Source organism: Pseudoclavibacter sp. Marseille-Q434, from assembly GCF_050315415.1.
GTDB lineage: Bacteria > Actinomycetota > Actinomycetes > Actinomycetales > Microbacteriaceae > Pseudoclavibacter.
This window is the reverse complement of sequence record NZ_JBNPQH010000002.1, coordinates 530034-549930: the sequence shown is the minus strand read 5'-3', so window position 1 is coordinate 549930 and position 19897 is coordinate 530034. Positions and strand designations below refer to the sequence as shown.

Here is a 19897-nt window from a genome sequence, read left to right as displayed (position 1 = left end):
CGCGAGCGAACGACGGGATGCTCGTCGAGCGAAGAACGCGAATTCACTCCTGTGGTCTGCTTTCAGGCTTACCGGCAGGTAGAAGTCCCCATCGCGCGGATCCGCCAAGGCCCGTAGCCTGGCCAGGCGATTCACTTGGGGGGCCGATGGGCGCAGGAGTAGGTGTTTTCGCGCGTCCGCGCGCCGTGGGGGTTGCTCGGCATCCGCTGCCACGTGGGCGATCAGGTGAACGTGGGCAAGTCGCCTCGGCCGGGGGCCCGCGATGAAGCAGTCGCATCCGATCGCGGACGAGTTCACGGCCGAGTGCAACGTCTTCCGGGCGTCGTCGTCGAGGGTGACGTTGTCGATGCCGCTGTGGGCGTTCATCATGGACAGCCGTTCGGCGAGCCTGCGGCCGGTGCTGGTCACGAGGGCTGACGCGCACGTCTCTCGCTTCGTGTTGGAGGAACTGCGCGCCGCGAACGGCCAGTGGGCAGTCGATACCGGCTCGGGGGTGTACGACACGCGTTCGGGGTATCGGCTTCGCGGGTTCTCGGAGCTCTGGATGGGGGTGCCTGCTGGTCGACACCGACTCGAGGGTTTCGAGGCGACTCGGTCGAGCGGGCTTGGGGCGCTGAGTTTCGATGTGCATGTGCGCACACGGGCGGAGAAGCAGGCTCGTGTGGGGGCAGTGGTGCGCCATCTGTTTGCTGGCCTGGGTGGCGAGACCCCTGAGCGGTGGGGGCGCTATGACCCGCTGACGCAGCCGTGGTCGGAGGACGCGCTCACGGAGGAGCTGCGCCGCGAGATGCCGGTAGCCCGGCGGCGGTATGTGGCCGGGAGTGGCGGCGCGGTGGGCAGTGTGTCGGCCGCGCGTTCCCGCGACGGTGTTCTGGTGCAGGCGCGCGGCGTGGTGCCGATCGGCACGTACGAGCGGCCTGGAGACGGTGCGGGGTTGTCGTTGGAGGCGGTGCCGACAGTTCTGCCGACGCTGGTGGAGCTGGGTGAGCGCTTCGTGCCGAACGTCGTGCTGGTCTCCCACGTGCAGGTGGAGGAGCGGCTGGGCTCAGTCGGGCAGTCCGTGGGTCTTCGGCCTGCGGATGTGCCGATCGCGGCCCTGCTGGGCGCGAGGGCGGTGCGCGACCTTCGCATCGACGTGGATCGGGTTCGCGAGGAGTTCGGTGCGGTGCCGGTTGGTTCGCGGCGTGCTCCGTCGTTGATTGTCGGATTCAGCGAGCTGGCGCCGTTCTGGCACCGCTTGCGGGCGTTTGCCCATGACCTCGACGAGGAGCGTCTCGGCATGGCGCTGTCGGCTGAGCTTGGGGGTGTGTGACGTGCCTCTGGAGTTGGTGATGTTGAGCGATGTGATGCCGTCGCAGGAGTTGCAGTTCGGTGCGGCGAAGGGGCTGCACCCGAATGGTCAGGTGGCGCACTTCCTGGACGGCGCGGTGCTGCAGTACTTCGACGCCGAATGGTGCCCGTTGCTGACGGTGTACGAGACGGCGCCGGTGTTCGATTCGGTGGGGGCGCGGGCGTCGATTCGTGGTGCTCCGGCGTCGTTGTCGTTGTCGTTGTGGACGGAGATGACGGTGCCAGCGGGGGAGCTGGCGCGGGGGCGCGAGTTGGCGGAGCGGATCGCTGCGGCGACTGCAGGTGTGATCAGAGAGCGAGTGTGACGCGATGGCGGAGTGGCAGATCAACCCGGGCGGTGTGAAGACAGTGCTGACCGCGGTGATCGGGGCAGAGTCTGAGGTGCTCCCCACGGTGAGCGCGGAGAACGTGGCCGGGGTGCTGAGCGCGTTGGCGTGGGGTGGCGAGTGGACGGCGTGTGTGGGCTCGGCGGTGCAGGGGCTGGTGACAGACCAGCAGGCGAGCGTGGACACCATCTGCCAGACGATCTCCGCAGGGGTGACAGGTGTGTCGAACGCGACGCTCGCGTACGAGGCGGGGCAGACGGCCATGGCCGCGTCCTTCCAGTCGGAGATGATGGCGTCGGCAGAGGACGGGGACTTCTCGTTCTTCGACCAGTACGGATATCAAGGTGCCTGAGGCACACGGCGCCGACCCGGGCGGCCTCATCGACCCGGCCCTGTTCCCCTGCAAGTCTGCCGACCTAAACACGGAGACCATCGCGTCGGGCGGCGACCAGCTCGCGTCGATGGGCACGAACCTGAAGTCGAAGGTCGATGCCGTGGAAACGGCGTGGACTCCGATCGCCGAGCCCTACCAGGCGCCGGAGCAGGAGAGCGTGTACGCGCTGATGACGCCAGCGGTGGATGCGGCTGGCGACGTGTCCTCGCGATTCACGTCGGCGCAGGGGCACATCGACACGTACGCGTCGTCGCTGTCGACGATCAAGACCACGCTGGCTGATCTTGAAACGCGAGCGGCTGACTTCCGGACTGAAGCGCTCGCCGGGTACAAGAGGTACGTAGACAGCCAGGGCAAGGTGCCCGAGATGTCGCTCAGCTACAACAAGCCGAACGTGCTCGTGGACTGCTCGTGGGAGGAGCATCCGCCCGCGGTCGAGAAGAACGACGCTCTGCTGGCCGAGTACAACGTCATTCTCGAGTCGATCTCGACGGCCGCGACGACGTGCGCGAACAGCATCAACGGCTTGCTGACGGGCGTGTGCGCGGCGCCGTTGGTGCCGGTGACGGCCGAGCAGCTGGGTTCACTGGACGAACCGATGGCGTGGGGTTCCCCGTCGAAGGAGGCGGAAGGCGTTCAGCAGTCCATTCAGAAAGGCTTCGACAATTTCGTCGGTGGCACGTTCGAAGGCGGTAAAGCACTGCTGGGGTTCCACCCGGTGACGGGTGAGTGGTCGGTGGCGAACATCGTGACCACGCTTGGTGGAACGGCCGATTTTCTGGTGTCGAGCGCCGCGCTCGTGTTGACGGTGCCCGCTTCATGGCTGCTGAAGGAGACCACCGGCAAGAGCGACCTCACCGACTTCCTGGACGACCGCATCAACCTCGCGGCGACGGGTTGGGGTGGGATGGTCGGTTGGGATCATCAGGCGGCCCTAGCTGGTGGTGATGGCTGGGCGAAGTGGAAGGAAGACGGCGTCGCGGCGGGCGCTGAGGTGGTGTTCGGTGGGTTGGCGATGATCGTCCCCGGGGTGAACGCGGCGAAGATCGGGACGATGGCGGCGCGGGTTCCCGGCATGGTGGCGAAGCTCCCGAACGGGGTCGCGGCAGGCGCGGCGAAGACCGCGTTGGCGTTCAGCAAAGCGGGGTCGTTCCTGGTCGGGAACAAGCCCGGGGTGACGCCGTTGTCGAAAGCGAAGGGGCTCACCTCGCCGGTGTCGTCGGCTGGTGGGCACGCGGCCCTCGACGCGTTGGGCGAGTCCGGGGGTGGACCTGGTCGCGGGCCAGACGCCCCCGAGCGGGTGCCTTCTGGTGTGCCGGTTCGGCAGCCCGAGGGAAACCCGAATCCGGCGCTGGGTGACGGGGCGGGGCGCAAACCAGGTGACGATGCGAGTGTGGACGTCCCCGAGGAGGGGCGGACCCCTGCCTCGCCAAACGGCTCCGGACCTGAGGTTCCCGCGCCGGGCCGAACCCCGGGCTCACCGGGCGGGCTGATTGACGACCACGGGGGAGTGCGTGACCCGAGTGGTCGCGGGCCTGAACTAGACGGTGACGGAAAGCCCGACGCGCGCGATCCAGAGTCGGCCTCGCTCAAGTCGGGCGTCCCAGCCTCCGATGGTGGCATCCCAGATCCGACGAGCGTCGACCCGTACAAGGCGACGCTGGGCGTCAACGACACGGTGCCGGAGCTTTCCGACGCGTTCGACAAGCTCTTCGACGACCGCACAGAGGCTGCGGCTGCGCGTGTGGAAGCGGTTGCCGCGCAGAACGCCAAACTCGCCGAGCTCGCGGAGCACGGCATCGACGTCAGCAAGAGCGAGCTGACCAAGGGCACGATCGAGAAGACAATCGCCGCACAAATCGGTGATGTGAATGCGGATCCGACGCTCGCGCCAGAGGTCAAGGCCCATCTCGCTCAGAAACTGCTTGAGCTCGAAAAGCTGTCCTGGGCGGAGCGGGACGGCTTGACTGCGCAGCTCAAACTCTCGGAGGATATGGGCGATCAGGCAGCGAAGGATGTGATTGCTTCGCAGGACGCGTCGCTTTTGTATGAGTCGAAGCCGGGTAGAGACTCGTTCGATCAGGTTGGTTTGTCGGAGGACGGGTCCACACTGGTCATCACGGAAGCGAAGGGTGGTGCCTCCTCGTTGAGCAAGGCTGGGCGTGTCTTGCCGGATGGGACTCGCGCTCCGCAAGGATCGACGATGTACTTCAACGACGTGTTCCGCGTGGACAAGCAATTGCAGCAACACCTCGCGGAGAATCCTGCGCTTGCCGAAGGGCTCGCCGATGGGTCCATCAAGGTGTCGTACCAGCTGGTGAAAGCGAAGGAAAACGGTAGCGTCACCGTGCAAGAAATTGTGTTGAACCCGAACGCGCTCGACCTCGGACTCGGAAAGTAAGGGAGAACTCATGGTGGAACTGGTGATGGCCGACGAGGCCCGCGTGCAGGAAATCGTCACGGCCTTTCGCGACGTCGCCTGGCCGCTTCCCGTAGAGGACGGCAAGCGCCTGGCGGATAGTCTCGGGTGGCGCATGGAGATGGACCTGAGTAACGGGGCTCAGTATTTTTCAGGCATGCTCGACGCTGCTGGTGGCACCGCGGATGTGCTCGTCTCTTACTTGGACGTCGACGTCGCCGAGGTCAAGGTCAACCTGTGCAACTTCTCGAAGGAGCACGCGCGGAAGGACATGCTCGCTGTGCGTAAGCAGATGACGGCGTGTGTGAAGTCTGTGCTCGGGGAGCCGTCGGGCAAGCAGCGAGGGAACGCCTACTGGGACTTGGAGAACCGCGGGCGGATCTGGGCGAAAAACATCGACCTGACTGTGCTCTTGCAGATTCTCCACCCGCGCTACGCGGACATCGAGCGGGCTGAGGAGCACTTCGGTATTCCTGAGGACCGGGTTCCGGGAACTGGCAGCGAGAGCGATTACCTGTAGGTGGTGGCTTGTCAGAGGCTTACCGAGTAACCATGTCCGAAGTAGGAGACACGAACCCCCGACTCATCGTCGCCGACACGGCACAGGTGCAGCGGATCGTCGCTGCGTTTCGAGACGTCGAATGGCCGCTCTCCGCGGAGCGCGAGCGCGAAATAAGGGTCGACGATGTACTTCAACGACGTGTTCCGAGTGGACAAGCAGTTGCAGCAGCACCTCGCTGAGAACCCTGCGCTTGCCGAAGGGCTCGCGGATGGGTCCATCAAGGTGTCGTACCAGCTTGTGAAAGCGAAGGGAACCGGTGACGTCACCGTGCAAGAAATTGTGTTGAACCCGGACGCGCTGGACCTCGGACTTGGAAAGTAGGAGAGAACTCATGGTGGAACTGGTTGTGGCCGATGAGGCCCGCGTGCAGGAAATCGTCACGGCGTTTCGGGATGTTGTCTGGCCGCTTCCCATAGAGGACGGCAAGCGCCTGGCGGACGGTCTCGGGTGGCGGATGGAAAGGGACATGAGTAATTGGGCTCACTATTTTTCGGGCATGCTCGACGCTGCCGGTGGCACGGTGGACGCGCGCGTCTCTTACTTGGATGTCGACGTCGCCGAGGTCAACGTGCGGCTGTGCAACTTCTCGAAGGAGCACGCGAGGAAGGACATGCTCGCGGTGCGCAAGCAGATGACGGCGTGTGTGAAGTCAGTGCTCGGGGAACCCTCAGGCAAGCAGGACGGGAATGCCTACTGGGAGCTTGGGAACCGAGGGCGTGTGTGGGTCAAGGTGCTGAAATCCACCGTGCTCCTCAAAGTGCTCCACCCGCGCTACGCGGACATCGAGCGGGCTGAGGAGCACTTCGGCATCCCCGAGGACCGGATTCCGGGAACCGGCAGCGAGAGCGACTACCTGTAGGCGCCCCTCCCACGTTCCTCGGCGCGCGCCGTTTACGGCGACCCGGTGAGGGGAGAAGTACCCATCGCGTGACGCGCGATGCGTGGATACGCTGGCGATTCATCCGCGAATTCTCCGGAGGATCCCCGTGCCGCACATGTGCAATCCTGCTCCCGTCTCCCAGGAGGCGGCTTCGTGACCGCGTTCATCGACCCGCTCTCCGACGAGCGCGGCCCTGATGGCGCGGGCGGCGGCTACACCGTCTACTGGGCCTCCGCTGAGCGGGTCACGCTCTCGAGGCCGCTGCAGCGGTTCCTGATTGACGCGCAGTTCTCGCGCCTCCGCCCGATCCTCGTGACGACCGACCAGGCGCACGTGTCGAGCTTCGTCGCGGATGCGTTCCAGGCGGCTGGCGGGTACTGGGCCGTGTCGCACGGCAGCGCGATGTTCGACGCGTTCCGGGGAACGCGCATCCGCAGCTTCGGGGACTTCTGGGCACCCAAGCCCGGCGTCCTGCCCGAACCGCACCCCACGCTCTCGCGCCTGCGCGAGCAGACGACGCCGTCGTTCGTCTTCGACGTGTACGTGCGCGACCGCGCGGACGACCGCACGCTCATCGGCGGGACGGCCGACCTCCTCGTAGCGGGCCTGGGCGGGGGCGCACTCGAGCGCTGGGGCCTCGTCGAGCCGCTCGCGCAGCGCTGGTCGCACGCCGCTGTCACCGAGTCCATGCGCCGGCAGATGCCCGTCACCGAACGCCACTACGCGGCGGGCGGCGACGGCTCGGCCGTCAGCTTCGCGGTCTCGCGCACGAAGTCGGGGATCCTTGAGCACGTGCGCGGCGCCGTCCCCGTCGGCGGCGCCGAGATCGCGGCACTGGCCCGCGATCCCCGCGGATCCCTGGCCGCGCACCCGCGCGTGCTCGACACGCTGCGCGAGCTCGCCGAGACGAGCCGCGTCAACGTCGCGCTCCTCTCCTGCGGTGAGGTCGAGGAGCGCGACGGCTCGTTCGGCCGCCTGCCCGGTGTGCGCCGCCCCGAGCAGCCGCTCGCCGTGCTCCTCGGCGCACGCGCCGTGCGCGACCTTGTGATCGACGTGGACGCGCTGGCCGAGCACCACGACGTCACCACCGTCGGCCTCCGCCGGGCGCCAGCGCTCATCGTGCGGCTCTCCGGCGGCGACCCGCTCTGGTACCAGCTGCGCGCGTTCGCGACGGACCTCGACCAGGAGCGCCTCGCATCCGCCCTCGCCGTGGAGTTCGCCACGGGTGACGCGAACGTCGGGAGGAGCTGACCGTGCCCATCGAACTGGTCCTGCTGAGCGAGGTCGCACCGAGCGACGAGGCCATCGCGCGCGCCATCGCCGAGACCCACCCGGAGGGGCAGCTCGTCTCCTTCGAGGACGGCGCCGTGCGCCACGCGGTCGACGGGACGGGAGCGTCCCTGCTGACGGTGTTCGAGAGCCAGCCGATCGTCGACCCGACGAGTGCGGTCGCCGCCATCGCGCATCCGCCCACAGCGTTCGGGTTGTGGACAGACGTGACCGTGCCGAGGAGCGAGCCGCAGCGCGGCCGTGCCCTGGCCGAGCAGATCGCCGCCGCTGTCGGCGGAACCGTGACAGAGAGGGTGTGACGTGTCGGATTGGAAGATCGACCCCACCGGGGTGCAGACGGTGCTCACGAGCGTGCAGACCACGCAGGGCGAGCTCGCGACCGTCATCACGGAAGCGGGCATGAACGGCGTCATGGCGGGCGTCGCGTGGGGCGGCGGCATCACCGCAGGCGTCTCCGAGGCCCTCGCCGGCCTGCTCACCGAGCAGCAGTCGAACGTCACGGCCGTCGGCAACACCGTCAACGCGAGCGTCACGGGCGTCGCCAACGCCGTCTACGCCTACAACAACGGGCAGGAGCAGATGGCGCTCGAGTTCCAGGGCGCCATCGCGGACGGCTCCGACGGCGACTTCAGCTTCTTCGAGCAGCACGGCTACCGGGGGGACGCATGACCATCGAAGTCTGCACGGGAGACGGTCTCATCGACCCGTCGGCGTTCGTTTGCAAGAGCGCCGACCTCGACACGTCGCTCATCGAGGGGTCTGCGACGTCGCTGGAAGGGATGGGGTCCGGCCTCGTCGAGAAGGTGTCGACCATCAGCACCACGTGGACCGGCATCGGCGCCTCTTACCAGGCGCCGGAGCAGGAGTCCGTCTATGCGGCGATCACGCCCGCGACGAACGCGGCGGCGGATGTGGAGACCAGCTTCTCCAGCGCGGCCGGCTACCTGAACACCTACGCGGAGGCGCTGGAAGCGGTGAAACCGACGCTCAAGGACCTCGAGGACCGCGCGGTGGCGTTCCGTCAGGAGGCGCTGGCCGGCTACAACGTGACGGTGTGGGATGCGCACGGCCTGTCGATGGAGTGGATGACCACTTCCTTCAGCGACATGGATGAGAAGTCCGAGCACATCCCTTGGACAGAGCACGGCCCGGCGAAGGAGAAGAACACGGAGCTGCTCGCCGAGTACGCGGCGATCATCGAGACGGTCTCGGCCGCCGCGACGACGTGCGCCGCCGGACTGGAGACGCTCAGCACCGGAAGCTACGTGACGGAGGACGAGGCGATCACCGCCGAGGCGATCATGGCGTCCACCGAGCTGCCGTGGGGGTACCCGTCTGAGGAGGACCGCAACTGTTCGGAGTCGGTCGCGCACGGCGCCGGGAACTTCTGGCACGGCACGTGGACGGGGGCGGCGTCGCTCATCGGCCGCGACCCCGTCACCGGCGACTGGGGCTGGGACAAGGCAGGCGCCGCGTGGGGCGGGCTCGGCAACTTCGCCCTCTCGACGGCCGTCGTGCTGTCCCCGACGACGTGGGCCGTGAAGCTCGTGGCGCCCGGTTCAGAGGCAGACCAGTGGTTCGACGACCGCGTCAACGTCGCCGCGACCGGCTGGGGCAGCCTCATCGGCTACGACCACCAGGCCGCGCTCGCGGGCGAGAACGGCTTCCACGCGTGGGAGGAGGACGCGGTCGCGACGGGCACCGAGACGCTTGCGAACATCGGCACCTTCTTCATCCCAGGTGCGAACGTCGCGAAGGGCGTGTCGACGGCCGGGAAGGTCGGCTCGATCGTGACCCGTGTCGGCGGGGTCGCCGCCGACTTCGCGATTCCCGGCGGCTCGCTCGCGGTCGGCCTCGTGACGAAGGGCATCAAGTTCTCGCCAGACGGCCTGAAGATCACGCCGTACGTGGGCGCGACGGGGGTCGTGGATGCGCTCTCGCCGTCCGGTGGAGTGCCTCCGGTCTCGTCTCACTTCGGACTGGACGCGCCTGAAGCTCCGGCGGCCCCGTCTGGGCCCGCGGGCCCCGTAGCCACGCCGAACCCAGCGGCCGGCGCGCCCGCGCCTGGTGCTGCTTCGCCTTCGTCCGCGCCCGGTGCGCCGACACCGACATCCTCGGTCGAGGGGCCGTCGACCAACGGCGCGTCGCCGTCGGGCGCCGGGTCTGCGTCAACCGGGCAGAACTCGCCGGGTTCTGGTGCGACCGGCGCACCGTCGAGCTCCGGCACCTCTCCGAGCGGCACCAATGCCACGACTGGCACACCTGATGGCCCGAACGGGGTGCGCGGCCCTGAGGTGGCTCCCACTCGGACCCCTGAGGGTGACGCCGAGCATCCATCAGGGAACGGTACGCAGGATGCAGGCGGCCAGCAGAACGCGCCTGACCAGCAGAATGGCAATGGCCAGCAAGATGCCCCGGGCGCGACGCCAGCTCCAGACGCGAACGGTGGGCAGGTGGCGCCTCACGCAGAGGGCACGCCGCCCGGACCGGCCGCCGCTGCGTCCTACCCGGAGCCACCCACGGAGTACCCGCGTCCCGAGCCGACCCAGACAGTCGAGGTGCCGAAGGCGGACGCACCCGGGCCCCGCACGCCGTTCGCGGCGAGCAGCGACCTGGCGCCGAACAGCCTGTACCGGGTCGAGGGCCGTGGCGACTTCTACACGGACGCTGACGGCAAGGTCGTCTACGTCGAGGCGAACTACGGGACGACGGGCAACCTGAACGCCGACTTGATCAACCCTCAGCCGAACGCGACGTACGTGGTGCATCCGAACGTCGGCGAAGTCTCTGAAGGGGCGAGCGCCGCCCACGTCTTCGAAACGGATCACGCCGGCCGCACCGTCGGTGCGCACACGGAGCAGCTGGCCCTCGGAGACGCGGACCGGTCGCCAAGCGTGCAGTCGCGCATCGGAGACGAAGGCGGCGATGGGTACGATGGCGGGCACCTGTTCGGGAACGGCTTCGGTGGCGGCCCAGAGGACGCCAACCTCATCGCCATGTTGAAAGAGATCAACAGGGGTGGTGGCGACAGCTACTTCAACCTGGAGAACTCGTGGCGTGAGCTCCTGCAGAGAGACCCCTCGACGATGATCGAGGTTTCGATCAAGCCGCACTACCCGGACGGGAGCACGGTGCCGGATCGCGTGCAGGTAACGTACTCGGTCAACGGCGAGATGCCGATCAACAAGGAGTTTTCGAATGTCAGATGAACGCGGACTCATCGCTGAGCAGGAAGCCCTCACGCGGGTCGCGAAAGAGCTGCACGGCCTGCTCGGTCCGGGAGACGAACGCGCCGAGTATCTCGGAACGGTGCTCGCCCCGGTTACGTCGGAGCGCGTGCGGGCCGCGAACCCGAACGGGAAGTACAAGATGAGCGACGGGCAGTTCAATGCGCTCCCGTTCACGGAAACCCTGCGTGACGCCGTCCGAGACCTGCGGTCGGCGACCTACCGCGAAGGGGCTGGCACCTGGTTCAGCGCGAAGGTCTCAGTGACAGCCCAAGGGGCAGTCTCGGCGGAGTACAACTACGACGACGAGCCAGAGTGGGATGCGCCAGTCGATGCCATTGCGTACCTGACGGACCTCGAGCAGTTCCCGCGAGACGAGGTCAACCAGCCCGCATGGCTGAGAGCCAAGCTTGAGGAAGCGCGCGCCGCGCGTCACCCGTGACGCTCCGGGTCGGGGGCGCGCACCCGAATGACCTCGACCTCGGGCTTGGGAAGCAGACGACGCCATGACGACGCAGAACATCGCCGACCGAAGCACCGTTGCCCGCCTGAGTGAGGTGCTGACGGGGCTCAGCTGGCCGGTCTCGAAGCAAGAGCTGACCGGGGTAGCTGCAGAGCTGGGATGGTCGGAAGCTCGGTCGACAAGCCGCAGCGCTCGCTACCGGACCGGATACATCGAGTCGCCCGAACGCGTCTCGAACGCCTCGGCTTCCGTCAAGGACGAGTCGGTCACCGAGATCCAGGTGAAGCTCAGCGGTGCGGACGCCAGTGGTGCAGTCGATGTCGCAGGTGCCCGGCGCCACCTCGGCGCGGAGCTCGCGGAGATCCTCGGTGAGGGATCCGCACGTCAGGGCAGCGACATCGCTTGGGACCTCGACAACGGCGGGCGCCTGTGGCTGAAGTCGCTCGACACGAGCGTGGCGCTCATCGCGCTCCAGCCGGCATACGCTGAGATCGAGCGCCGCGAGGAGCGGTCGGGCATCGGCCCTGACCGAGTGCCGGGCGAGGCCATCTGATCCGAGGCACAGCACCGTTCGCGGCCACCGCGTCTTTGAGAACGCCAACGGCGAGCATCCAGTGCCGGATGCTCGCCGCCGCTCATGTCGGTGCGTTGAGTCGCTGCCTAGCTCGGGATCGACGCGCGTGCCGCGGACAGGGCGCGGCGGGCGACGTCGTCGTTCTCGACCAGCGAGTTGCGGATGGCGGCGATGACGTCGCGCACCTGCTGTCCGGCTGAGTTCCACTGCTGCTCGAGGTGCGCGTACTCTTCCGAGACGCCGTCGGCCTGGTAATCGGCCATGGCCGACTTGACGTCGGCGTCGCGGCGGTCGAGCGCCGACTCGAGACGGGCTGCGACCTGCTCGAAGTTCGCCTGCGTCGCCTCGGACGAGCCGATGTTGTAGTCGTTGCGATCCATCTGGTTCGTGAACATGCGTGTTCTCCTCGTTCTCGTCGCGTCGGTGTCTGAGCGCTAGGCCTGCGGGCGGATGCGCGTCAGGAAGGACTCAGAGCTGAAGTCGGTCGAGCCGGCCGCGGCCTCGTGCGTCGCGGCTCCGTCGTCGGCGGCGGCGACGAAGGCCTTGTTCTGGCCGCTGATGGAGGTGACGATGCCGACGAGCGCCGAGTTGAGGGCGTTCGAGATCTCGTCGGTCTTCGACTTGAAGTTGTTGAAGCTGGCCTTCGCGGGCCCGTTGAAGGTCGAGGAGAGCGGCTCGGCCGCGTCGAAGAGCTGCTTCACGAGCTCGCCGAGGTCGTCCGATTCGGTCTGCGACTTGTTGCCGAGCGTGACCAGGGTCTGGTCTTCCATTGCGAACTTCATGGCATCCTCTCCAGCACCGCGATCGGCGCGCGTTCTTATCGGGAGATGTCAGTCCAGCACGGGTTGCCTGCCGTCGTCCAACTTTTCACCGGGGAGTTCTCCCCTCCCGGCGTCAGGTTTGGCCGACTAGCCTTGCGACTCGTGTGGAAAACGGCCGATCTCCCAGCGGCGACCGCCCAGCTCGCCTGGTCGATCGCGCTCGACGTGGCGCTCGGGCTCGCGGTGGTCGCTGGCCTCTCGCTGCTGGCCGCGGCCCACAGTCTCGCGTTCGCGGTGCTCGTCGGAGTGGTCGTGTCGCTCGTCCTGCTCGCGGTCTGGTGGTGGATGCGCGCCGCGCTCGGCACGAGCGCGGGCCACGCCCTGCTGGGGCTCCGCACCGTCGCCCGGTCGACGGGCATGCCCGCGCATCCGCTCACGGGCGCACGCGCCACGATGAACGTCCGCACGGGGCGCGATCCGCTGCATCTGGTGCCGGCCGCGATCGAGCTCGCCCCGCCGACTCGCGTGCCCCAGCGATTCTCGAGCCCGGACCTCGAGTTGCACTTCGATGACGGCTCGCGTCACGTCGTCCGCGGCGTGATCGTCGTGGGCCGCGCCCCGCAGGTCTCGTCGAGGAGCCAGCGGCCGGTCGCCGTGCCCGACTTCTCACGGAGCCTCGCCCCGACCCACGTGCGCCTCGAGCCGAACTTCGAGGGTGTGCTCGTCACCGACCTCGGCAGCGTCTCCGGCACGTGGGCGTTCGCGGGCGGCGACCCGCAGCGGTTGCAGGCGGAGACGGCCGTCACCGTTCCGTTCGGCACGGTGCTGGCCCTCGGCTCGAGGCGCGTGCGCCTCGGTCGGCCCGGCGTGCCAGGAACGGGGGTGGCCGCGTGAGTGAGACGGACCGCACGCTCATCGACACGACGCGCGCACACCGCGAGCGGATGCTCGGCGCGCTCGCGCACGGACCGCAGGCGACGAGGCGCACCGTCAACACGAACGTGGGTCGACTGCTCGGCTCGGTGATCCTCGGCGCCGTCATCTGCTGCGCGTGCCTCGGCACGAGCTTCGTCGTGAACCTGCTCGAGGATCGCAAGCAGCAGGAGGCGATCTCCGCGTTCCAGGCGGCGGCCGCGGCGAACCCCGTCCAGCCAGGCGGCACGGTCGTGCAGGACGAGGCGACCGGCTTCCTGCTCGACCAGGCGACGGGCCAGTACACCGACCCGCGCACGGGTTTCGTTGTCGACCCCGCCACCGGTTACGCGACGGACCCGGCCGGCAAGCTCATCGACACGAGGATCGGCTGGTACATCGACCCGGCCACCGGGTACTACACGAACCCGACGAGCGGCATCACGATCGACCCGCAGACGCTGACGGTGGTCGAGTGAGCAGCGCCAGCCCTGGCATCCGGCAAGCGAACCCCGACGTCCGGCGACCGAACCCTGAGGAGCACTGAGTGTCGTACACGCGACTCACCGTCATCGGCAGCGAGCGGAAGGCAGAGCTCGCGCTGCCGAGCACCGAGCCCGTCGGGGCGCTCCTCCCTCACGTCCTCGAGCTGCTCGACGAGCACCCGCACGGCGGTGACGTGCTGATCCTGACGACACTCACCGGCGCATCCCTCGACTTCGACGCGACCCTCGAGGAGCAGGGGGTGCGGCCGGGCGCGATGCTGCGCGTGACGACCGCCGACGACGCACCGCAGGCGCCAGAGGTCATCGACATCACCGACGCCATCACGGAGGCCGGGGCCACGAGGCGGGACGCCTGGGGGGAGGCGCACACGCGCACGACGCTGGCCGTCGCCGCCGGGGTCGCCGCCGCGGGTGCCGCCATGTGGGCCATGGGCGCGTTCGCGCTTCCGGCGCAGTGGATGCTCGCCGCCGCGGCACTGCTCGCGGCCGCTGGCGCGGGACTCGCTCGGTCGGGCCAGCGGTTCGCGGCGGTCGCCGTCGCGAGCACAGCGATCGGGGTCTCCCTGCCCGCCGCGTTCGGGCTCGCCGCGGAGGTCGGCAGGGACGGTGGCACCGGCGGCGTCGCGGGTCTCCTGCCGAACACGGTGCTCGTCGCCGCCATGTCCGCCTGGTTCGTGCTCGGACTCGTGTGGGGCATCGGGTTCCAGCGGGGCTCGGCGAGGTACGGCGCCGCAGTCGGCCTGATTGCCGGCAGCATCCTCTTCTTCCTGAGCCTGGCTGGCTTCGATCGCGGTGGCGTCGCGGTCATCGTGTCCGTGCTGAGCGTCGCGGCCCTCGGCCTGCTTCCTGGCGCCGCCCTCTCCCTCAGCGGCCTCACGTCCTACGACGACCGCATCATGCGCGGCGAGCGCGCGTCGACGGTTGACGTGCGGGCTGCGATCGCGGAGTCGTTCGCGCAGCTCACCTGGACGGTCATCGCCGTGTCGGTCGTGGCCGCGCTGTCGCTCACCGAGCTGCTGCTCTCGGGCGACCCGTGGCGGCAGGGGCTCGCCGCGGCCCTCGCCATCGTCGCGCTCCTCCGCATGCGCACGTTCCCGCTCGCGCCTCCCCGTCTCGCCCTGCTGGCCGCCGCTGCCGTGCCCGGCATCCTGTGGCTGCTGTCGACGCCGCTCCTCGGCGACGGTGAGAAGGCCCTCGCCGCGGGTGTCGTGGCGCTGCTCGCGGTCGCCACCGCCGCGTGGAGCCCGAGCGGGGTCGTCGCCGCCAAGCTCAGGCGCTGGGCCGACATCGTGGAGCTGCTCGTGGTGCTCACGGTTGTGCCCCTCGCGCTCGGCTCGTTCGGGATCTTCGCCGACCTCCTCGAGGCGTTCCGTTGAACCGACCGAGCGCCTTGCACCTGGCCTGGCCGCACGCGTTCACGGCGCGCGGGGCGGCCGAGCTGCGGGACCTCCGAGAGCGTGCCGCCGTGCCGCTTGCGCTCCGCCGTCGTGTCGGCGTCGCCTCGCTCGCGGTCGGCGCCGGATGCACGACGGTCGCCGTGGAGCTCGCCAGGTTCCTGTCGTCAGTGCGGCGCGACCGGGTGCGCTTCGTCAGCGCGCAGGGCGGCAGCGCCCGCCCGGAACGCGGCCTCGATGGCACGGCCGTCGAGGCGCTCGAGCTGTCGCCGGCCGAGTGGCCCGCCGACGTCGACGCCTGGTGGCGGCTGCACCGCGCGTCCAGCGACGCCTACGACCTCACGGTCACGGACTGGGGCGCGACTCCGCTGGAGCGCCTCCGCGACCTCGCGGAGCACTCGCACGTGCTCTGCCTCGTGACCCCGGCGGACCGGTCGAGCGTCCAGCAGGCCCTCGACGTCGCCGCCGCGATCGGCGCGCACACCAGGGTCGTCCTCGTCGCGGTCGACGTGCAGCGCGTCGCCGGCCTCGCGACCGAGATGCTCGTCGACAACCTGCCCTTCCCGTCTGTGCTCCTGCGACACGACCGGAAGCTGCGCGAGAGCGCGCGGCGGGGCCTCGACGGCGTGCGCATGCTGCGCCTCGGTGCCAGGGTCATCGATGCGGCAGCGGGGGTGGCGGCACCGCCGGTGCCCACCCCGGTCGCGCCCTCGGCTCCGATCCCGCACGCGCCGCCGGCACCCGTCGCGCCGCCCGCGCAGGCGCCCGTGTTTCCCCCAGCGCCCAACCGACCCGCATCCACCTCCGACCGACCAGGGAGGCGACCGTGAGCATCCGCGACGCACACCGACCCACCCGGACCGTCTTCCCGGCCCAGAGGCCCGAGCCCCGCCAGCTCGCCTCGCCGCCCACGCTGAGCGACGAGGCCAGCGCGACGCCATTCCAGTTCCTGCTGCCGGTCGTCGGCGCGCTCACGTCCGTCACGATGATGGTGGTCATGCGCAACGGGCAGCCGCTGTTCCTCTTCATCGCCGGCATCGTGTTCGTCGTCGCCATCGTCTCTGGTGTCGGCTTCGCGATCTCGGCCAGGGGTCGCGCCGGCCGGGCGCTGCGCATCCGCCGCAAGCGCTACCTCGATTACCTCGAGCGGCAGCGCACCGAGCTGCGCGACGAGGCGGCCGGGGCGGCGCGGGCCGCGAGGCTCGTGCATCCCGACCGCAGCGGCCTCGCCTCCCTGGTGCAGGATCCCGCTCGCCTCTGGGACAGGCGCCGCGGCGACCCCGACCACCTGCAGGCCCGCGTGGGCACGGCGACCGTGCCGTGGTTCCAACTCGGGGTCTCCGCTGAGGACTCGCCGACCGAGCCCGCCGACCCCATCCTGCTTCGCGAGGCGCAGCTGCTCGCCGAGACGCACAGCGAGGTGCCGGGGATGCCCGCCGTCGCGGAGCTTCGGGGCGCATCCGTCGTCGCGATCATCGGACCGCGGGAGCGCACCGTGCCCCTCGTGAGGGGGCTCGTCGCCCAGCTGGCCAGCCACCAGCTCCCGGACGACGTGCAGCTCGCCGCCGCCTTCGCTCCGGACCGCGGAGACGACTGGCGTGGCTTCGACCTGCTCCCGCACGCGCAGAACCCGCGCCTCTTCGACGGTCCGATGCCGGCGCGTCGCGTCGCGCCGGACCTCCGCCAGCTCGCCGCCGTGATCGGGAGCGAGCTCCTCGACCGCACCCAGACGGCCGCCGCCGCGAGGCGCCGCGGTGGCACGGCGACGACGCTGACCAGTCTCGTCGTGGTCGACGACCGCCACGGCGAGCCGCCCGCCCGCTGCAGCTCCCCGACCGCAGCTACACGCCGAGCGAGATCGGCGTGACCATCGTCCACCTCGTCGACGATCGCCTCCACGAGCCGGACGACGTCGACGTGCGCATCGAGCTCGATGCCGACGGCGGTGCGGCGCTCACGCACAACGCGGGCGGCAGCGAGCAGCGCACGCTCTCATTCGAAGCCGACGAGGTGACGTCGACCGCGTTCGAGGGCCTCGCCCGCACCCTGGCCGCGCGGCGCACCTTCGCCACCGCGGGGGCCCGCGACGACGAGGGACCCGCGGCCGACATCGCCGAGATCCTCGGCGTTCCCCTCGACAAGCCAGTCGCACTCGAGCGCGTCTGGGCGCCGCGACAGCCCTCGGAGTTCCTCCGTGTCGCGTTCGGCGTCAACGATCAGGGCCGCCCGGTGCACCTCGACCTCAAGGAGAGCGCGCAGCAGGGCATGGGCCCGCACGGCATCTGCATCGGCGCGACCGGCTCCGGGAAGTCGGAGATGCTGCGCACGCTCATCCTGTCGCTCGCCGTCTCCCACCCGCCGGAAGACCTCGCGATGATCCTCGTCGACTACAAGGGCGGGGCGGCCTTCGCACCGTTCGAGGGACTCCCGCATCTCGCGGGCCTCATCGACAACCTCGCCGACGACCCGCAGCTGACGGTGCGAGCGAAGGCCTCGCTCCAGGGCGAGGTCGTGCGCCGACAGCAGCTCCTGAAGGCCGCGGACTCGTCACCGTCCATCTCGCACTACCGCGAGCTGCGCCGCACTCGCCCCGAGCTCGCGCCCATGCCGCACCTCTTCGTCGTCATCGACGAGTTCGGCGAGCTGCTCACGGCGGAACCCGACTTCATCGACCTGTTCCTGCAGATCGGCCGCATCGGCCGCTCCATCGGCGTGCACCTGCTGCTCTCGAGCCAGCGCATCGAGGGCGGCAAGCTGCGCGGGCTGGACACCTACCTGTCCTACCGTCTCGGTCTGCGCACGTTCAGCGAGGCGGAGTCGCAGGTTGTGCTCGGCTCCGGCGACGCGTTCCACCTGCCGCCGATCCCCGGCTACGGCTACCTGAAGGTCGACACGAGCGTCTACCAGCGCTTCCACGCCGGCTACGTCTCCGGTCCCATCGACGAGGTGGCTGAGGCGCGCCCGGTCACGGACGACGAGCAGCCGCGCATCGTCGAGGTGCCCCTTTTCAACGGCATCGACAGCGGGGGAGACCCTGACGCACCGCTCGTGCTGCGCGCCCCGGAGACCCGCCGTACCCTCATCGACGACCTCGTCGCCCAGCTCGACCGGCCGGAGAAGGTCAGGCCGGTCTGGCTGCCCCCGCTCGCCGAGCGCATCTCGCTCGGCGAGGCGTTCGCGGCCGGCGCGGACAGTTCAGCAGACCCCAGCGATTCCGGCGAACACCCCCACGGCCCCGCCAACCCCGGGGGAGCGCATCCGCTTCGCTTCGTCATCGGGGTCGAGGACGAACCCGGGAACCAGCGGCAGGAGCCGTGGGTGCTCGACCTCACCAAATCGGGTGGTCACGTCGCCATCATCGGTGGTCCGCAGTCTGGGCGGAGCACGGCCCTGCGCACGATCGCGGCATCGCTGGCCCTCAGCGGCGCACCGGGCGCCGTCGGCATCTACGGCATGGACCTGACAGGCGGCGGCCTCCGCAGGCTGGAGGCGTTCCCGCACGTCGGCGGCGTCGCCACGCGAGGAGACGACTCCAGACTCGTGCGCCTCGTCGAGGAGCTCACCGCGATGCTGCGGATGCGCGAGGAGCTCTTCAAACGGCACAGCATCGACAGCACGGCGCAGCTTCGCGCCATGCACGCCGCGGGGAAGCTGCCCGGACTGCCGACCGCCGACATCGTCCTCCTCGTCGACGGCTACGGCGCCCTCCGCCAGGACTTCGAGCACCTCGACGGGCCGTTCACGAAGCTCATGCTGCAGGCATCGAGCTACGGCATCCACCTCATCGTGACGCTCGGCCGCTGGAGCGAGCTGCGCATGGCGCACCAGTCGCTGTTCGGGACGCGCATCGAGCTGCGCCTCAATGACCCGTCCGACTCGGCCATAGACCGCAAGCTCGCCAAATCGGTGCCGGCCGACTCCAGGGGGCGCGCGCTCACCGACGCGAAGACCCTGGCGCAGTTCGCGCTCCCGACGCTCGAAGCGGTCGACCCCGACCAGGTCGGCGACGCCCTCGAGGAACTCGCGGCCAGAGCGGCGGAATCCTGGAGCGGGCCGGCCGCAGCGCCCATCCGCCTCCTGCCGAACGTCGTCGACCCGTCGAGCCTGCCCGACGCGGCCGACGAACCCGCCGCCGTGCCCCTCGGCCTCCGCCAGGACACCATGGACACCGCGCTGTGGGACTTCCTCGACTCCGACCAGCACCTGGTCGTGCTCGGGGATGCGAAGAGCGGCAAGTCGACGGCGCTGCGCGTCATCGCGAAGGGCCTCGTCGAGCGGTTCACTCCAGACGAGCTCGCGATCGCCGTCGTCGACCCGCGCGGCAAGGTGCCCGGCGTGATCCCCGAGGAGTACCTCGCAGCCCACGCCAAGTCGGCGGCGCAGGCGAGCGGGCTCGCCGCGTCCATCGCCAGCGAACTCGCCGAGCGGCCAGGCCGCACCGCCGAGGAGCTCAGGAAGACGCCGAGAGTCGTGCTCCTCGTCGACGACTACGACATCGTCGCGGCCGGCGGCACCGACCCGCTCGGGGCGCTGGTCCCTCACCTGCCTGCGGCTCGCGACCTCGGCATCCACATCGTCGTCACGAGGCCCGTCGCCGGGTCGACGAGGGCCATGTACGCGCCGTTCCTGCAGAGCACGCGGGACACGGGCGGGGCGCTGCTGCTGCTCTCCGGCGATCGCAGCGAGGGGCAGATCGCGCCGCGCCTCTACGCCGAGCGGATGCCCCCGGGCCGCGGCAAGTACGTGCGACGCGGAGAGGCTCCCGCGGTCGTGCAGCTCGCGAACCTCCCCGAGCGCGCCTGACGGGGCGGCGGCTGCTCGGTGGGTGTGCGGCCTGCT

The 19897-nt window shown here is 69.5% G+C and carries 21 protein-coding genes; 19 read left to right on the top strand and 2 right to left on the bottom strand.

All coding sequences use genetic code 11. The features are described from left to right. Positions 1–262: 262 nt before the first annotated feature. The 13 genes from ACQFZP_RS09505 to ACQFZP_RS09445 all read left to right on the top strand — a co-directional run bounded on the left by ACQFZP_RS09505 (position 263) and on the right by ACQFZP_RS09445 (position 11464). The gene (locus tag ACQFZP_RS09505; RefSeq protein ID WP_211891166.1) at positions 263–1312 is read left to right on the top strand and encodes a DUF6177 family protein; all 1050 of its coding nucleotides are present in this window, start codon (positions 263–265) and stop codon (positions 1310–1312) included. Between the two features lies 1 nt (position 1313). Continuing rightward, on the top strand, positions 1314–1655 hold the full coding sequence (locus ACQFZP_RS09500) for a hypothetical protein (protein ID WP_211891165.1): 342 nt from the start codon (positions 1314–1316) through the stop codon (positions 1653–1655). 4 nt (positions 1656–1659) lie between these two features. Beyond that, entirely contained in the window at positions 1660–2028 is a 369-nt protein-coding gene (locus ACQFZP_RS09495; protein ID WP_104310918.1) for a DUF6507 family protein, read from the top strand. Continuing rightward, the gene (locus ACQFZP_RS09490) at positions 2021–4471 is read left to right on the top strand and encodes a hypothetical protein (protein ID WP_211891164.1); all 2451 of its coding nucleotides are present in this window, start codon (positions 2021–2023) and stop codon (positions 4469–4471) included. Before ACQFZP_RS09495 ends, ACQFZP_RS09490 begins: the two co-directional genes overlap by 8 nt. 10 nt (positions 4472–4481) lie before the next feature. After that, positions 4482–5009, top strand: coding sequence for a DUF6301 family protein (locus ACQFZP_RS09485; RefSeq protein ID WP_104310920.1), 528 nt, complete (start codon positions 4482–4484; stop codon positions 5007–5009). 165 nt (positions 5010–5174) lie between these two features. After that, positions 5175–5372 carry a hypothetical protein gene (locus ACQFZP_RS09480; RefSeq protein ID WP_211891163.1) on the top strand — a complete coding sequence of 66 codons (198 nt, stop codon included), beginning with the start codon at positions 5175–5177 and terminating at the stop codon, positions 5370–5372. Positions 5373–5382: 10 nt separating this feature from the next. Next, positions 5383–5910, top strand: coding sequence for a DUF6301 family protein (locus tag ACQFZP_RS09475; RefSeq protein WP_211891162.1), 528 nt, complete (start codon positions 5383–5385; stop codon positions 5908–5910). A 174-nt stretch (positions 5911–6084) separates the two neighbouring features. Next, the gene (locus tag ACQFZP_RS09470; RefSeq protein WP_211891161.1) at positions 6085–7182 is read left to right on the top strand and encodes a DUF6177 family protein; all 1098 of its coding nucleotides are present in this window, start codon (positions 6085–6087) and stop codon (positions 7180–7182) included. A 2-nt stretch (positions 7183–7184) separates the two neighbouring features. Next, the gene (locus ACQFZP_RS09465; RefSeq protein ID WP_104310924.1) at positions 7185–7520 is read left to right on the top strand and encodes a hypothetical protein; all 336 of its coding nucleotides are present in this window, start codon (positions 7185–7187) and stop codon (positions 7518–7520) included. Position 7521: 1 nt separating this feature from the next. Then, the gene (locus ACQFZP_RS09460; RefSeq protein ID WP_104254572.1) at positions 7522–7890 is read left to right on the top strand and encodes a DUF6507 family protein; all 369 of its coding nucleotides are present in this window, start codon (positions 7522–7524) and stop codon (positions 7888–7890) included. Beyond that, on the top strand, positions 7887–10430 hold the full coding sequence (locus ACQFZP_RS09455) for a DNA/RNA non-specific endonuclease (RefSeq protein WP_211891160.1): 2544 nt from the start codon (positions 7887–7889) through the stop codon (positions 10428–10430). Before ACQFZP_RS09460 ends, ACQFZP_RS09455 begins: the two co-directional genes overlap by 4 nt. After that, positions 10420–10890: a hypothetical protein gene (locus ACQFZP_RS09450; RefSeq protein ID WP_211891159.1), complete on the top strand. Its 471-nt coding sequence runs from the start codon at positions 10420–10422 to the stop codon at positions 10888–10890. Before ACQFZP_RS09455 ends, ACQFZP_RS09450 begins: the two co-directional genes overlap by 11 nt. A gap of 64 nt (positions 10891–10954) precedes the next feature. Next, complete coding sequence (locus ACQFZP_RS09445) at positions 10955–11464, top strand: DUF6301 family protein (RefSeq protein ID WP_211891158.1); 510 nt, start codon at positions 10955–10957, stop codon at positions 11462–11464. 107 nt (positions 11465–11571) lie between these two features. Here ACQFZP_RS09445 and ACQFZP_RS09440 read toward each other — a convergent pair whose 3' ends face one another. Both ACQFZP_RS09440 and ACQFZP_RS09435 read right to left on the bottom strand, forming a co-directional pair. Next, positions 11572–11880 (bottom strand): hypothetical protein, encoded by a 309-nt coding sequence (locus ACQFZP_RS09440; protein ID WP_104254575.1) that lies wholly within the window; start codon positions 11878–11880, stop codon positions 11572–11574. A gap of 39 nt (positions 11881–11919) precedes the next feature. Continuing rightward, the gene (locus ACQFZP_RS09435; protein ID WP_104254576.1) at positions 11920–12267 is read right to left on the bottom strand and encodes a hypothetical protein; all 348 of its coding nucleotides are present in this window, start codon (positions 12265–12267) and stop codon (positions 11920–11922) included. 141 nt (positions 12268–12408) lie between these two features. Between ACQFZP_RS09435 and ACQFZP_RS09430 the strand changes: the two genes are divergently transcribed. The 6 genes from ACQFZP_RS09430 (at position 12409) to eccCb (ending at position 19861) form a co-directional block, all read left to right on the top strand. After that, on the top strand, positions 12409–13140 hold the full coding sequence (locus ACQFZP_RS09430; RefSeq protein ID WP_104310930.1) for a hypothetical protein: 732 nt from the start codon (positions 12409–12411) through the stop codon (positions 13138–13140). After that, positions 13137–13637 (top strand): OCRE domain-containing protein, encoded by a 501-nt coding sequence (locus ACQFZP_RS09425; protein ID WP_104310931.1) that lies wholly within the window; start codon positions 13137–13139, stop codon positions 13635–13637. Before ACQFZP_RS09430 ends, ACQFZP_RS09425 begins: the two co-directional genes overlap by 4 nt. A 68-nt stretch (positions 13638–13705) precedes the next feature. Next, positions 13706–15040 (top strand): EsaB/YukD family protein, encoded by a 1335-nt coding sequence (locus ACQFZP_RS09420; protein ID WP_211891157.1) that lies wholly within the window; start codon positions 13706–13708, stop codon positions 15038–15040. Then, the gene (locus tag ACQFZP_RS09415) at positions 15037–15888 is read left to right on the top strand and encodes a hypothetical protein (RefSeq protein WP_104310933.1); all 852 of its coding nucleotides are present in this window, start codon (positions 15037–15039) and stop codon (positions 15886–15888) included. Before ACQFZP_RS09420 ends, ACQFZP_RS09415 begins: the two co-directional genes overlap by 4 nt. After that, positions 15885–16925 carry a hypothetical protein gene (locus ACQFZP_RS09410; protein WP_211891156.1) on the top strand — a complete coding sequence of 347 codons (1041 nt, stop codon included), beginning with the start codon at positions 15885–15887 and terminating at the stop codon, positions 16923–16925. The genes ACQFZP_RS09415 and ACQFZP_RS09410 overlap by 4 nt, the downstream gene beginning before the upstream one ends. After that, a complete protein-coding gene (eccCb, locus tag ACQFZP_RS09405; RefSeq protein ID WP_211891155.1) occupies positions 16922–19861 on the top strand; it encodes a type VII secretion protein EccCb in 2940 nt (979 codons plus the stop codon). Before ACQFZP_RS09410 ends, eccCb begins: the two co-directional genes overlap by 4 nt. The last annotated feature ends 36 nt before the right edge of the window (positions 19862–19897 follow it).